Raw genomic sequence first — 13,658 nt, 5'->3', positions numbered from 1 at the left:
AGTTACTTCCTGTGTAATTACGATTATGTTACCTGAACTGCTTACAGTAGGCTGCCTTCTTTTTATTGACTTTCAAAATGCAGTAAGTACTTCACTAAATAAAGGCCTGAGTTTGTTTTTTCTTGAAGAGGAATGGTCAGGCATGTGACGTAATAATATCCTTTTGGAATGTCATAGCTTAAAGTTTCAGATAGGATGCTTTTGATTTCAATCCCATCGCTTTCGACGTGAAAAGGAAGGCGAGTGGTCTTTTCAGCCTTTGATGCGTCTGGAGTTTCGTTTACCCACACTTCAATAATGGCTTTTGTGTTCGACACGGCTTCAAATGAAATAGCTTTATCGTCTGCGACATATCCTTTTTGAATATCTTCATCACTCCAGTCGTGATGGGGCTTTGGCTGTCCTTTTTGAAATAGCGTAAACTGATGATATGACATTGTTAGCTCTTGTTCTTTCCATTTTGTTTTCATGATTTCACCTCTTCAAAGTAAAGCTTGTTCAGCTATTATTGCACGATAAATTGTACGCGTGTACCATCTGGGTACTGTTCTAACTGATTTCCAACCCATGAGCCGGCTCCGCGGTTATCAGAAGGTGAAATATAGCGAATATCAGCTCCTGCTCCGCCTTCTTCGCACATAGCCATTGGCCATTCATCACGGTCATAGCCTGTTTTTGTTGGGTATCCTTTTAGCGATTCTTCTCGGTTTGCTTCAGCACCATCGCGATCAATTGTGCAAACGGAAGAGTGACCAGCAGCAATTGCGTCGCGAATATGATCGCCGGTTTCAGGATATCGGTCCAGTGGAAAATAAAGCGTTGCATCATAGTTTGCTTCGGCTTCCGTTTTTTCAGGAGCTAAAAACGCCGCATGTCCTATAAACCCTAAAACGCATGCAATGATAATGAATAGACTTGCCATTAATTTTTTCCCGTATGTACTCATCTCAAACCTCCAGTGTAGTCGTTTTTACAGCTTAACTATACTCTCAGATTGCTAAGTTTAGATTACAGGACAATAAATACGGTGTAAACAAGTATTAACAATTATGTAAAAATGATCATTTTGTCTTATCTGTAAGATTCAAAAGGCCTCAGAATATTCTAGGAGTTATACTTTGCGGTGTGTACCTTACTTACGATTCAGATTAAATGGAGTGTGAAGTGTCTAATTGTATGTCTATGGGTCCTAGGTGAAAAAAAGAGTCAACTTCCTTTACTTGACATCATACCCTAATAGGTATAAAGTTGTGTATACATTTACTTCTTGCGTAAGCTTAAAAGCAACAAACGCAATCATGCATGAGCGGAGGTAGTAGTATGATGGAATATGATAAGCAAGTTAAAAATCGTTTGAAACGTATTGAAGGTCAGTTAAAAGGCGTCTTAAATATGATGGAACAAGGAAAAGACTGCCGTGACATTGTGACACAGCTCTCAGCAGCCAGAAGCGCAATTGATCGCACGATGGGTGTTATTGTCAGCACAAACCTTGAACAATGCGTAAGAGAAAGCATTGAAAAAGGCGAGAATACGGAAAATTTAGTAAAAGAAGCAGTAGAGTTGTTAGTAAAAAGCAGATGAGACATTCGTTTCATCTGCTTTTTGTTTTTTCTGTACGCTGCTTAAAAGGATAAAAAGCGCTGTTCCTAAACACAATACGGATAGGAACAGCGGTTTTTTAGGTTTATCTCGTTTTAAGAACAGGAAAGATATATGGAGAGAAAGGAGGAGGTCAAGGTGAATGATGACAAAAAGTCACCAACATATAATCATACGGAAATTCATCATAAAATTGAGGCTTCTCCAAAAGCGCCGGGAATCAAAGCTGCTTTTCGCTTTAACCACGCTTCTTCTCCGTGGGTAAGAGGAATCAGCTCAGGCTTGTCTTCAAGTTTGCCGATTTTAATAGGCATTTTGTTTGGTCATTTGCAGTACGGCCTCATTGCAAGCATTGGCGGGTTTACATATTTGTATACAAAAGATGAGCCTTACGCGCAGCGTGCCGTTAAGTTATTTTTAGCTTTGCTTGGCATTACGCTGTGCTTTACACTCGGCTCGTTATTTGCTGACGTGGAGTGGATGAAAACTATTTTATTTGGTGTGATTGGAGCCGTATCGGTTTATATCTTCGGAGCTTTAAAAATTCCGGGACCTTCAGCCATGTTTTTTGTTCTTTCATTTGCCGTGAGTACAAGCATTCCAGCTCCGAATTTACAGGCAGTTTTTTTGCATGCAGGCCTCGTTTTTTTAGGAGGAGCACTATCTTGGTGTATTAGCATGAGCGGCTGGCTTATTAATCCACGCGGGCCTGAAACTGCCGCTGTGGCGAAAGCTTATAGGCAGATAGCTTCATTTGTTGGATCACTTGGCACGGAATCGTTTCACGCTGAGCAGCACAAAACGGTTGTAGAGCTTCGGGCAGCGGAAACAGCGATGAAGCAAGCGAAAATTAATCGAAAAAAATCATCGTTTTCTCACCGGCTGTTTTTATTAAACCAAAAAGCTGAAGGGCTGTTTATTTTTGTGATGGCCGCTGCGAATGATTTTAATCCGGCTGTTTCGAAAAAAGCACAAGCGGTAATTGAAACGTTCGCATCCGAAATGGCCACGTTAAAAAAACATAAAAAAATTCGAGACGTGCGAGAAGAAATTGAAGAGCTGTCCATCAAAGAAGAGCTGCGAACATTATTACTAGATGTAAACGACGTTCTTCAAATGAAGGAATTGAAAGAAACGGAGTATATTCAATTTTCACAAGGCAGCGTAAAAGCACGGTTAAAAGCTGCTTTTCACAAACGTTCGTATGTACTTAAAAACGCTTTGCGCTACGGAATTATTATGATTATCGCCGCAGCTGTTGCCTACACGACAGACATTCCAAGGTCTTACTGGATTCCTCTCACGTGTGCAGGAGTGATGCTTGGGGCAACCGTTCGTGCAACGGTTCAGCGAGGTATTCAACGCTCTGTCGGAACCATTTTAGGTATTTTAATTGGAACCGGGATTCTCATGCTTGAACCAACGGGAATCGTCATTGCGCTCATTGTCTTTGTGCTTCAGTCAACGATTGAAATTGTGATTGTTAAAAACTACGCGCTCGGTACGCTTTTTATCACACCGAATGCTCTTTTAATTGCTGAAAGCGGTCATCCGGACAAAGCGATTAGCTACTTTACGTCCGCTCGAGTGATTGATATTGTTATTGGTTCTGTTATTGGAGTGGTCGGTACGGTATTAGTTTTTAAACGAGCTTCTTCGCTTCGTCTGCCGTATTTGCTTGGAGATGTCATTCGAAAAGAAGGACAATTTTTAGAAATGCTAAGCACCGAACAAGATGAAGAAAGAATTAAACAAGAAAGAAATAAGCTTCAAGGAGAACTTGTTAATCTTCGGGCGCTTTATGATAATGTGATTGGAGAATATTCTAAAACGGCCGTCAAACTTGAAGGACTGTGGCCGGCAGTTGTCGCTACGCAGCAGTTAGGTTATATGCTTCTTGCGTCGTATGAAGGATATGAGCTGTCAGAAACAGAAAAGCGAGAGCTTCAGGAAACATTTGCTCAGCTAGCCGCAGCAGCAGAGCAAAAGCGAGCGCCAAAGCTTTCAAGTGTTCCGACCTTGAAACGCTACCCCATTATTCAAGGGGAAATAACTGCTCTATATGAAAGTCTGCAGGTAGAAATATAAAAAGCACGGAACCAATGGGCTCCGTGCTTTTGTTTTTACATATCCACAACTTCACTTACTGTTTTATTTACATCGTCACGCGTCATTTTTTCTTTTCCTTTCATTAAGGCGTTTAACGTTCCATCGGCAAGCGCTAACGGAATTTTGCAGAAATGAAGAATCGGAAGCGATTTGACGTCTTCTAAATATTTCTTTCCTAGTGACAGATTGCGGCGAGCATAGGCAAACATATCTTCTCTGCTCCAGTTGTTAGGGAAGAAGCTGACTCCACGCTCTGAATCTTCCGAGGTATTGCGCAGAATATTTACAGACTGCAAGCCGCGTCCAAATGCAATGGCTAATTCTTTGTCTGTCTCCGTGCCGTCATACCATTTCCAAATGTCGTTAAGCATCACGCCTACTAGACCAGCTACGTAGAACGTATAGTCGTCTAAATCCGCTTCATTTTGAATATGCCAGTCTTTTTCTACCCAATCGGCCATCCCTTTGGCCATAATAGAAGTTGCATCTAATACTTGATCTGCAACTCCAGTCGGACAAAGCGCAATCCAATTGCCGAGCTGAAGCGTTACGTCAGGTAAATCAGCTTGATAAGGACCTACTAATGCCATGTACTCGTCTTCGTTAAAAGACTTTTTTAACAGGTCACTAATGGCGTAAAGCAAGCGGCTTTTTACACCCGCTTCTAGCTCAGGGTGATCTTCAATTTCATCAATTGCCCTCATACATAAGTAAGCAGATCCTACTGCATCTTGCAATTCTGCCGGCAAGTGGCTAATTGGAATAAAAAATGTTCGGCTTGTCTCTTTTAACATCACCATTGCGTTGTCGCGTAATTTGTTGGGTACACTCATTGATAACTAGCTCCTTTTTACATATCCACATGTCAAATTAGTTTAAGTTTTCATCTTATATACTATAGTAACAAAAAATGAGCATTTAATGGAGTTTAAAGATTACTTATTAACGATATTGTCATTATTTTGTAGTATTTAAACAGAGATACTTGTATCATGCACAAGTTTACACTACGATAATACTCGTTCATTCTTCGTTTTACAGACATAAAAAGATTATTTTTAAGAAAATTGCCGTCATGCTAATGGATGAGATGAACTTTTAAGAAAACCCTCAACAGTCGGGTATACATAATACATAGGAGAACACAGAGGTGAAGGTATGAAAATTTTAATTGTAGAAGACGATAGCAAAATATATGAATTGGTGAAACAAAAATTCGAACAGTGGTCATTTGAAGTGGCTGGAGTAGAAGATTTTCAAAAGGTAATGGAAGTATTTATTGCAGAAAGCCCAGAATTGGTCATTTTAGACGTGAATTTACCTGTATATGACGGGTTTTACTGGTGTCAGCAAATACGTACAGTTTCAAAAACTCCTATCGTATTTCTTTCGTCTCGTGAACATCCAATGGACATTGTTATGGCAATGAATGTTGGGGCGGATGACTATATCCAAAAGCCGTTTAACTTGGATGTTCTTATTGCTAAAGTGCAGGCACTTCTGCGCAGAACGTATTCGTATGGAGACACAATTTCAGACGTTATCGAGTGGAACGGAGCGGTGCTAGACTTAAAAAAAGGAAGTTTACATTATAACGATCAAGAAGTTCATTTAACGAAAAATGAATTTTTTATTTTACGGCTTCTTTTGGAAGAGCGAGGCAAGATAGTATCGCGAGAAGAGCTTATGCGAAGATTATGGGAAGATGAGAAATTTGTAAGCGACAATACGCTTTCAGTCAACATCACACGCATTCGTACCAAGCTGGAAGAAATCGGGCTGAATGATCAAATTGTGACCAAAAAAGGTCAAGGATATCTGGTGAATTAAAATGTGGAAAAATTTTTTAAGAGAAAGGCTAAGCTGGATTCTATTCGTTCTTCTATGGCTGAGTGTAATCGATGCTCTGCTGCTTCTCGAGTATGATATTGAGGTATCGTCTACTTCGTTTTGGTACTTAAATCTTTTAACGCTGTGTATGCTAATTCTGTTTCTTTTATGGAGAGGAGTAAAAGAAAGAAGATTTATAAAAAGATTAAGTTTAATGCTGCAGAATGACGCGTACGATTTACAAGAAATGCATTCATATGTTCGAACGAAAGCAGATGAAGACATGCTGAGTCTGCTGCAGCGTATAGATCGTGTCTATCGCAGACAAACTCACGCTCTTCACGTACAGCAGCGAGAACAGCAGGAATATATAACGACGTGGGTTCATGAAATCAAAACGCCGCTTACTGCTATGAAGCTGCTTATTAACGCTCGTCGTACAGAGCTTTATAAATGGCCTTGGCTGAAGGATATTGAAGATGAATGGATGAAAATTGATGGGTTAGTAGATCAGAATTTATATGCCGCACGCCTGCGTCACTTAGAAAAAGATTACCAGGTACAGACAGTGTCGCTAAGTGAACTTGTTTTTCCGAACGTTGCGTATTTCTCGAAATGGTGCATTGAGAAAAGACTGCAGATTGATGAAAAGAATCTAGATACGATAGTGCACACTGATCCAAAGTGGATGCAGTTTGTTGTGAGGCAAGTGTTATCCAATGCAATTAAATATAGCCCTCTAGAAGGAAAGCTTTCTTTTTTTAGTGAAGAAACCCCAAAGTATGTGAAGTTATTTATCGTCGACCAAGGGGAAGGTATTCCCTCACAAGACCTTCCACGCGTATTTAAAAAAGGATTTACAGGAAATGTCGGAAGAAAATCGAAAGGAGCTACGGGGCTAGGGCTGTATTTTTCAAAAAAAATTACAGATGCTCTTGGCCATCGAATAGAGGTACATTCACTTTTACACGAAGGAACTACGGTGATTTTAACTTTCTACAAACCGAATTCTTTTGATAACCTTTCAAAAATGTAAGGTTGCAAGCTGAGATTGTCATCTGCTTCAAACGAATCTTTCCTTGTTACAAAGTAAGATAGAGCTATACACAAGGAGGGAATGCATATGAAACGAAAGTGGATTAGCCTCTTAGCTCTGATTCTTATGGTAGGAGCATGTATAGGAGGAGTAAAGATTTATCAAAGCGCCGCAACGGAGCATCAATACGGGATGATACCAAAAGAAGCAAAAAAAGTGGATGACTATGGACGAGTTCAATATACCATTTCAGTGATAAATGAAAAAGGACAAACAACGTTTCAAACCTTTACAACGATTAAACAGTTAAAAGAAGGAACGGTTATTGACCTTTTTGTTCGAGGTAACGAAGTTCGGAAATATGACATTTTAACAAAAGATGAGCTGCCGCAGCGGGTCAAAAGCGTGTGGCCTATAAAAGAACGAAAGGAGGAAGAAAAGTGAGTATTGTTCTTGAAGGGAAAAATGTAACCAAAACGTTTGGATCAAGAGGAAACGTATACGAAGCGCTACAAGGAATTGATTTTACAATCGAAGAAGGAGAGTTTGTCGGTATTATGGGACCGTCTGGAGCTGGAAAAACGACGCTGATGAACATTCTTTCAACGATTGACCGTCCCACCGATGGCGAGGTATGGATTCAAGGAGAAAACGTAGCGCTCATGAAAGATAAGAAGCTGTCTGCTTTCAGGCGCAATCATTTAGGATTTATTTTTCAAGATTATAATTTACTGGATACGTTAACGGTAAAAGAAAATATTCTTCTGCCGCTTACGGTTACAAAAATGTCCAAGCAAGAGATGGAAGCGAAGCTGAAAGCTACCGCAACGCGACTAGGCATCTATGAGCTGGCAGATAAGTACCCGTATGAGATTTCTGGCGGACAAAAACAGCGCGTTGCAGCAGCGAGAGCAATGATTACGAACCCAGCCGTTATTTTTGCCGATGAACCTACCGGAGCTCTTGATTCAAAAGCTGCTTCAAGCCTGCTTGAAAAGATGTCGCAATTAAACCAAGAAGACCGTGCCACGATTATTATGGTGACGCATGATCCGCTGGCTTCAAGCTACTGCAGCCGCGTACTGTTTATTAAAGATGGACAAATTTACACGGAGCTGTTTAAAGGAGAACAAACGAGACAAGCATTTTTTAAACGAATTATGAACATCCAAGGCGCATTAGGCGGTGAAGGCTATGACCGTATTTGATCTTGTTAAAAAGAATATGCGTAAAAATATTAGCCGGTACAGCCTTTATTTCTTTTCAATGATCTTTAGTATTATTGTGTACTATGTGTTTGCTACGCTTCAGTATGATCAATCCATTTCAAAAGTTATTGGAGAAGAGATGAGGCTTCAGGGTATTTTTAATGCTTCAAATTATGTTCTGCTTACCTTTATTGTTGTCTTTATTTGGTACACAAACTCATTTTTTATCAGACAGCGTAAGAGAGAGCTTGGGCTGTATCATTTAGTCGGTATCGAAAAGCGTACGATTGGGAAAATGATTTTCTATGAGAATATGCTGCTTGGGATTTTTTCTTTAGTGGTCGGTATTCTATTAGGTACGGTGTTTTCAAGGCTGTTTGTGCTGTTTTTACTAAAGCTTATGGGACTGTCGCTTTCTATTACGCTCACATTTTCTCTTCAAGCGGTTTTAAAAACAGCCGTAGTGTTTTTAATTGTTACCATTTTTATATCGTTTCAAGGCTATTTTATTATGTACCGCTATACGCTATTAGATCTGTTTCAAGCAGAAAGCAAAAGTGAACGCGTAAATAAAATGAGTTCAAAGAAATCAATTGCAGTAGGAGGACTGGGTATCTTACTCGTTGGCTACGGGTACTACCTTTCGTCAGGGAACATTGTGACGCCTAAGTTTTTTCTAATTGTAGCAGTTGTGCTGTTCTCGGTTATTTTCGGTACATTTTTACTTTTTAAAGCCACAATTGAGTGGCTGATGGGACTTTACCGAGAGCATGCAAGCGGATATTATTCGTTTGCCAATATGCTAAGCGTTTCTACGATGAGGTATCGAATTAAAGCAAATGCACGAGTGTTAACATTAATTACGATCTTGTCGGCTACTACACTTGTAGCAGTTGGTGTGACGTATTCCTCGTACTATAACACAAAAGCCGACGCCAGAAGCATGCAGCCTTATGACTATACGCTGCACAGCAAAAACGCAGCGCAAGACTTTATAGATGTACTGGATGAGCTAGATATCCAATCAAATCAGTATGTGTATCATATCGTCAAGCACTCCGCTGATTTATCAGACTTTCGATTTATTACATCCGGTTATTACGGAGATGGTGAGCGAATCAGCTTTTTAGATGAAGAAGAAGTGCGGAAAAATGGCGTTTCGGTTCCTGAGTTAAGCGCAAATGAAACCGTTATTTTTGATTCGATGGCAAAAGGGAAAGTGTTTAAACCTAGTACAGGTAAAACCGCAGCTGTGCCGCTGAAGGAATCAGAACAGCTTGCTTTAAAAGTCATTAAATCAGAACCTTCGCTTATTCTTGATTCTGAGAGTGCCGGCTATCAGTTTGTAGTCAATCACGACACGTTTATCAAACTTTCAAAGTCTGGACAAAAGCAAGCGGTGTACGTATTTAATACAGGTGATGGAAACAAACAAAGTGAACTTACTAAGAACTATCATCAGATCGCAAAAAAAGCTGGGGAAAGCCGTACTTCATACTATGATGTGTTTCAGACAGGCTTAATGAGTAAAGGATTGTTTATTTTTATTGGAGGATTTTTAGGGCTCGTCTTTTTGATGGCAACGGGCAGTATTATTTACTTTAAACAAATCTCAGAAGCCGAACAAGAGCGCAAAAGATTTGAAGTACTGCGTAAGCTTGGGTTTTCAGTGTCTCAAATGATGAGCGCCGTTCGAAAACAGCAGCTGTTTACGTTTGGTTTGCCTTTAGTAATTGGCATATTGCATAGTCTATTTGCGCTGAAGGTTATTATGAATCTAACTGGTGAAAGTCTAATAGTCCCTGTTTTAATAGCGGATGCAGTATACGGGGTTATTTATTTCATTTTCTACTGGCTGACAATGAATTACTACCGAATGGTAATAAAGCGACTGTAAAAAAAAGACTGTTTCGATAAATGAAACAGTCTTTTTTTGTTTGGAAAATAAAAGGTATGGAGTAGCGAAAATCTGAATATAAAAAAGGGTATATAAAAACTAGAGAGTTGTATAGGAGGGGAAAAATGTGAAAGCAGATGCTGTGTTTGAAGGGGGAGGCGTTCGAGGAATTGCATTCACGGGTGCGATTGAAGCAATGGAAGAAAGCAATGTAGAATGGCAGCGTCTAGCAGGTACGTCGGCCGGAGCACTGATTGCGGCTCTTTTGGCAAGCGGCTATAAAAGTGGCGAAATTCGCAGGGAGCTTCAAAACATGGACTATGCTAAGTTTCGCGGAAAAACGATCATTAACCGAATTCCCCTGATTGGGAACTTAATAGAACTGATGGTTCATTTAGGTTTTTATAAAAATGATTATTTGGAAAAGTGGGTGTACGGTCTGCTGCGTGAAAAAGGAATCGAAACGTTTGCGGATTTGCCGGCAGATAAGCTGAAAATTATTGCCTCAGACATTTCCAACGGACAGATGCTTGTGCTGCCTGACGACTTGCCTCGCTACGGAATGCAGCCGAGCGATATGAAGATTTCACAAGCTGTGATGATGAGCGCGTCCATTCCTTTTTTCTTTCGTCCTGTCATTTGGAAATCCAAAGGTTTCAAGAGGTCATACATTGTCGATGGAGCGCTTTTAAGCAATTTTCCGATTTGGCTGTTTGATACGGAGCATCCGCGTTTCCCGACGTTTGGTTTTCGATTTGTAAAAGAAGAAATTGATACAGCTGCTATTATTCCGACGCCGGTCCATTTATTTAAAAGTATGTTTACAACGATGCTGCAAGCTCACGACTTGCGGTATTTGAACGCGGAGACAAAAGAACGAACGGTGCAAATTCCAACGGGTGTAATTACGGCAACGGATTTTGCCTTAAAGGAAGAAGAAATCGAGTTTTTATATGAATCTGGTTATATATCAGCAAAGCGCTTTTTAGAAAAGTGGGATTTTGAACAGCATAAAATGAATCGAACCGAACGTCCGCTCACGCGAAGAAAGCTCCCGTAACAGGAGCTTTTCTACGGCTGTTTTAAAATGTTGACTTCCACAGCCTCGCCTTTTGCCGGAACGGAATATTGAACGCTTTTGTCTTTTTTGAGCCATGCTTTAACGAGCTGTCCTTTTTTGTATGTTTGATTATCCGGAATTTTTACATAGATAGGCTGTACATCGCTAGAACCAAGTATTTCTTTTGTTGTATAGTCAAGCGCGGTATCTCGCGGAATGACGTTTGCAATAAGAATTTCATTCTGTTTCACTTCTAAAATGCGCCCTTGAACCAAATAGCCGGCCGGCTTTTTTGACTGCTCGGCGTTATCCGAACAGCCGCTTAAACAAATAAAAAAGAGAAGAAAAAGTGCAGTTGATTGAACGGTAAACTTCATAAAATCTCCTTTCCGTTTCAACATGACTACCATTATAGCGCGTTTGACCATTTCTTTTCCAGTTTTCGGAGAAAGTAAGAGGTAATCATTGACGTTATTTCAGCGCGCGTGATATGTTTTAACTCATAAACGCTATATTACTAGAAGCTATGCTTAGTACGGGAGGTCCTTGTATGGATGTTACCTTTTTAACCAATGTGATTCGACATATATTAGAACGAGATAATTTTGTCATAGATTTTGAAGAATCAGACGAACAAAATATTCATTTTTGGCATCGAGACGAGCCGTTTCGCCTTTTTATTTCAGAACAAAATGAGAACTATTTAGTATGGACCGTGTTTGAAAATGAAAAAGAACAGTGGAGCGGCAAGACATTTCTTCAAGAAGTGACGAATACGTGTAAAGACTGCAGTGAGCCAATCGCGCACTGGATTTATAAAGACGGAGGCAAAGAAGGGTATTGCGATCGTTGTCTTCAAACGTTTGGAAATGCGTATTTTACCAATGCTGATGATATCAAGCAAAACCTTCATTTAATTGACGGTTCCATTTGTTTTATTACCGATGAAACCGGGAGCGACTGGTGGATTGCATATGAAGGATTCAAACGAGTAATTGCAAGACTAGAAGAAAACCCCGATCAGAAAGTTGAAATGTACAAGCCTGAATATCCCGTCTTTAAATGGGAAATACATTTTCTAGAGGAAAACAATTCTGCTAGCTTTAAGTTCAAAGATGACTTTGCATCTGGAATTGTACCGAAGGGAAGAATACTCTAACATCCTTGTTATAAGGGTGTTTTTTCTTATAATGGGAAGTTTTTTTGAAAAAATTAATTAATTTAGGTTAAAAAGAAGGAATTAAAGGGTAAAGAGTAGAAGATATATCACTATAGGAAGAATGGGGGAAATAATTATGACAACTACAACAAATTTAACACTGGGGTACAAAATGTACACGATTGACTTTAGCCGTCCGACGCAGTCTAACGAGGCACTGCTTGATTTCTTTAAAGATGTGCAGCACAGACAGGGAAATAACGCAGAAAGCTTTTCTAAAACATTAAATGAAATTGAAGAAATCAAAACAAAATATGTAGATCATGAAATTGTCCTGCTGGCTAAATCGCTTGAACAGCAAATAAGCCGCTCAAATGCAGAAAAACTTGAGGTCTGATAATCACCAGAAATGGTCGATTTATCAGACCTTTTTTATTTCTATCGACGTAGCTCTATGCGGAAGTTGCCTTCCCTTGCGGGCTGCCAACTTCCGCATAGGTGAACCTTTTGGGGAGAATTCAAGAGGGCAGGGAATCTGGTAGTATAGGTTTTTGGTCGAGGATAAAGTTCTGTACGTGTCTCAGGACGTTTGATTTTATCAAAAGTTGTAAATGAATAGACTATCAAGTCGTTGGAGGCGTTATATGGTTGGAATTTGCAGCTGGAAGTGTGCAGTGAGTGGAATAAGTATTGCGAGTGTCTACAGTAAGCAGCCGTCGTGGCAGCGGGAGTGTTATTTGGTGACACCTGGTAAAGTTTATTATGAGTCGTGCTACCAAGGGTACGGAGAGTTTGCGGGAATGGATATTTTTTGTTTGATGAGAGAAAGCGGAGCGGAGAAAGAAGACAGTGAAGGGGTAGCGGCTTTTAAGCCTAAGATTGTGCTGGCGAAGTATTACAGCGGACAGCGTTATGAAGAACTGCCGGAATCAGAGTCGTGTCCGTACGGAGGCTATTTTTTTGAAGGGTGGAAGGAAGGGTAGCGAATATACATAAAAGCTGTAGAGATATCTCTACAGCTTGTTATTAACGTCTTGTTTCATCGACAGATTGTTCTAAGTCACTTACTTCTTGCGTAATTGTATTTAATTCTTCTTGCACCGCTTCAGCTTCAAGAACAGGATCTTGAACGATTTCTGTCGTTTCAAGCTCTTCTGCTGCAGCCGTTTCTGCAAGCGGCTCCTCTTTAGCAGTGCGCAGAGATTTCACTTTGTTGACAACTTGCGAAGACTGTTCGGAGACTTTTTGTGAAAGACGAGCCGTGCGCTGTTTGAGATCTTGGCCTTTTGCATATACCGTTTCTTTCACTTGACCTGTTTTAGCAAGTGCTTGATTCGCTCCGTCTTGAATAGAAGCACGCAGCTCTTTTCCTGACTTTGGCGCTACTAGTAAAGCTGTTGTTACACCCACTACGCTACCTACTAACGTGCCGACTAATAACTCTTTGCTTCCACCTTTTGTTTCTTTACCCACTGTTTCTTTTACGTTTTCTTTTGTCATGACATTTCCTCCTTTTATAATATGTAATATGAAGGGTTTACCATTTTGTTGAATACTTCCTGCAAAACGCAAATGATTCGCTAAAAAAATCTGCAAGTGCCGTCGGACGCTCGTACAGGCTGGTGAAATTTGATTGTATATAGTATTCAACCACCTGACAGAAAAACCTTCTTTTCTGCTATAAAAACAGAAAAAAACTTATCTATAAAATCCGACACAAGAAAACGACAACATTCGTTCTTTGGTAGCATTTTCAC

At 40.1% G+C, this 13,658-nt stretch carries 16 protein-coding genes; 11 read left to right on the top strand and 5 right to left on the bottom strand.

The genetic code is table 11. The features are described from left to right. Nucleotides 1-62: 62 nt before the first annotated feature. Nucleotides 63-470, bottom strand: a complete 408-nt coding sequence (gene comJ / locus U9R83_RS19285; RefSeq protein ID WP_328575395.1) for a competence protein ComJ — start codon at nucleotides 468-470, stop codon at nucleotides 63-65. 35 nt (nucleotides 471-505) lie between these two features. Continuing rightward, nucleotides 506-946: a NucA/NucB deoxyribonuclease domain-containing protein gene (locus tag U9R83_RS19280; protein ID WP_014458694.1), complete on the bottom strand. Its 441-nt coding sequence runs from the start codon at nucleotides 944-946 to the stop codon at nucleotides 506-508. A gap of 377 nt (nucleotides 947-1,323) precedes the next feature. On the opposite strand from U9R83_RS19280, the gene U9R83_RS19275 reads away from it, so the two are divergent. Together U9R83_RS19275 and U9R83_RS19270 are read left to right on the top strand one after the other, a co-directional pair. Further along, nucleotides 1,324-1,584, top strand: coding sequence for a metal-sensitive transcriptional regulator (locus tag U9R83_RS19275; protein WP_013058561.1), 261 nt, complete (start codon nucleotides 1,324-1,326; stop codon nucleotides 1,582-1,584). A gap of 156 nt (nucleotides 1,585-1,740) precedes the next feature. Next, entirely contained in the window at nucleotides 1,741-3,690 is a 1,950-nt protein-coding gene (locus U9R83_RS19270; RefSeq protein ID WP_328575394.1) for an FUSC family protein, read from the top strand. 35 nt (nucleotides 3,691-3,725) lie between these two features. On the opposite strand, the gene U9R83_RS19265 is transcribed toward U9R83_RS19270, so the two are convergent. Then, nucleotides 3,726-4,544, bottom strand: a complete 819-nt coding sequence (locus U9R83_RS19265; RefSeq protein ID WP_014458697.1) for a squalene/phytoene synthase family protein — start codon at nucleotides 4,542-4,544, stop codon at nucleotides 3,726-3,728. Between the two features lie 325 nt (nucleotides 4,545-4,869). On the opposite strand from U9R83_RS19265, the gene U9R83_RS19260 reads away from it, so the two are divergent. The 6 genes from U9R83_RS19260 (at nucleotide 4,870) to U9R83_RS19235 (ending at nucleotide 10,742) form a co-directional block, all read left to right on the top strand. Then, complete coding sequence (locus tag U9R83_RS19260) at nucleotides 4,870-5,541, top strand: response regulator transcription factor (RefSeq protein WP_014458698.1); 672 nt, start codon at nucleotides 4,870-4,872, stop codon at nucleotides 5,539-5,541. Nucleotide 5,542: 1 nt separating this feature from the next. After that, on the top strand, nucleotides 5,543-6,577 hold the full coding sequence (locus U9R83_RS19255; protein ID WP_209367599.1) for a sensor histidine kinase: 1,035 nt from the start codon (nucleotides 5,543-5,545) through the stop codon (nucleotides 6,575-6,577). An 87-nt stretch (nucleotides 6,578-6,664) separates the two neighbouring features. Then, entirely contained in the window at nucleotides 6,665-7,021 is a 357-nt protein-coding gene (locus tag U9R83_RS19250; protein ID WP_208732975.1) for a DUF1093 domain-containing protein, read from the top strand. After that, a complete protein-coding gene (locus tag U9R83_RS19245) occupies nucleotides 7,018-7,785 on the top strand; it encodes an ABC transporter ATP-binding protein (RefSeq protein WP_115654716.1) in 768 nt (255 codons plus the stop codon). The genes U9R83_RS19250 and U9R83_RS19245 overlap by 4 nt, the downstream gene beginning before the upstream one ends. After that, nucleotides 7,772-9,682 (top strand): ABC transporter permease, encoded by a 1,911-nt coding sequence (locus tag U9R83_RS19240; protein ID WP_328575393.1) that lies wholly within the window; start codon nucleotides 7,772-7,774, stop codon nucleotides 9,680-9,682. Before U9R83_RS19245 ends, U9R83_RS19240 begins: the two co-directional genes overlap by 14 nt. A 127-nt stretch (nucleotides 9,683-9,809) precedes the next feature. Beyond that, nucleotides 9,810-10,742 (top strand): patatin-like phospholipase family protein, encoded by a 933-nt coding sequence (locus tag U9R83_RS19235; RefSeq protein ID WP_014458703.1) that lies wholly within the window; start codon nucleotides 9,810-9,812, stop codon nucleotides 10,740-10,742. An 11-nt stretch (nucleotides 10,743-10,753) separates the two neighbouring features. On the opposite strand, the gene U9R83_RS19230 is transcribed toward U9R83_RS19235, so the two are convergent. Then, the gene (locus tag U9R83_RS19230; protein ID WP_209367593.1) at nucleotides 10,754-11,119 is read right to left on the bottom strand and encodes a DUF3221 domain-containing protein; all 366 of its coding nucleotides are present in this window, start codon (nucleotides 11,117-11,119) and stop codon (nucleotides 10,754-10,756) included. A 173-nt stretch (nucleotides 11,120-11,292) separates the two neighbouring features. Between U9R83_RS19230 and U9R83_RS19225 the strand changes: the two genes are divergently transcribed. From U9R83_RS19225 to U9R83_RS19215, 3 genes are all read left to right on the top strand, one after another. Next, nucleotides 11,293-11,901: a hypothetical protein gene (locus U9R83_RS19225; protein ID WP_014458705.1), complete on the top strand. Its 609-nt coding sequence runs from the start codon at nucleotides 11,293-11,295 to the stop codon at nucleotides 11,899-11,901. A gap of 136 nt (nucleotides 11,902-12,037) precedes the next feature. Next, nucleotides 12,038-12,298, top strand: coding sequence for a hypothetical protein (locus U9R83_RS19220; protein WP_014458706.1), 261 nt, complete (start codon nucleotides 12,038-12,040; stop codon nucleotides 12,296-12,298). 247 nt (nucleotides 12,299-12,545) lie between these two features. Continuing rightward, nucleotides 12,546-12,884, top strand: coding sequence for a hypothetical protein (locus tag U9R83_RS19215; protein WP_208732978.1), 339 nt, complete (start codon nucleotides 12,546-12,548; stop codon nucleotides 12,882-12,884). 43 nt (nucleotides 12,885-12,927) lie between these two features. Here U9R83_RS19215 and U9R83_RS19210 read toward each other — a convergent pair whose 3' ends face one another. After that, nucleotides 12,928-13,401, bottom strand: a complete 474-nt coding sequence (locus U9R83_RS19210) for a YtxH domain-containing protein (RefSeq protein WP_050689925.1) — start codon at nucleotides 13,399-13,401, stop codon at nucleotides 12,928-12,930. Between the last annotated feature and the right edge of the window lie 257 nt (nucleotides 13,402-13,658).

Origin of the sequence: Priestia sp. LL-8 (assembly GCF_036227845.1) — a bacterium.
GTDB lineage: Bacteria > Bacillota > Bacilli > Bacillales > Bacillaceae_H > Priestia > Priestia zanthoxyli.
Note: the sequence above shows the minus strand (reverse complement) of the source record. Positions and strands in the feature narration are given on the sequence as shown.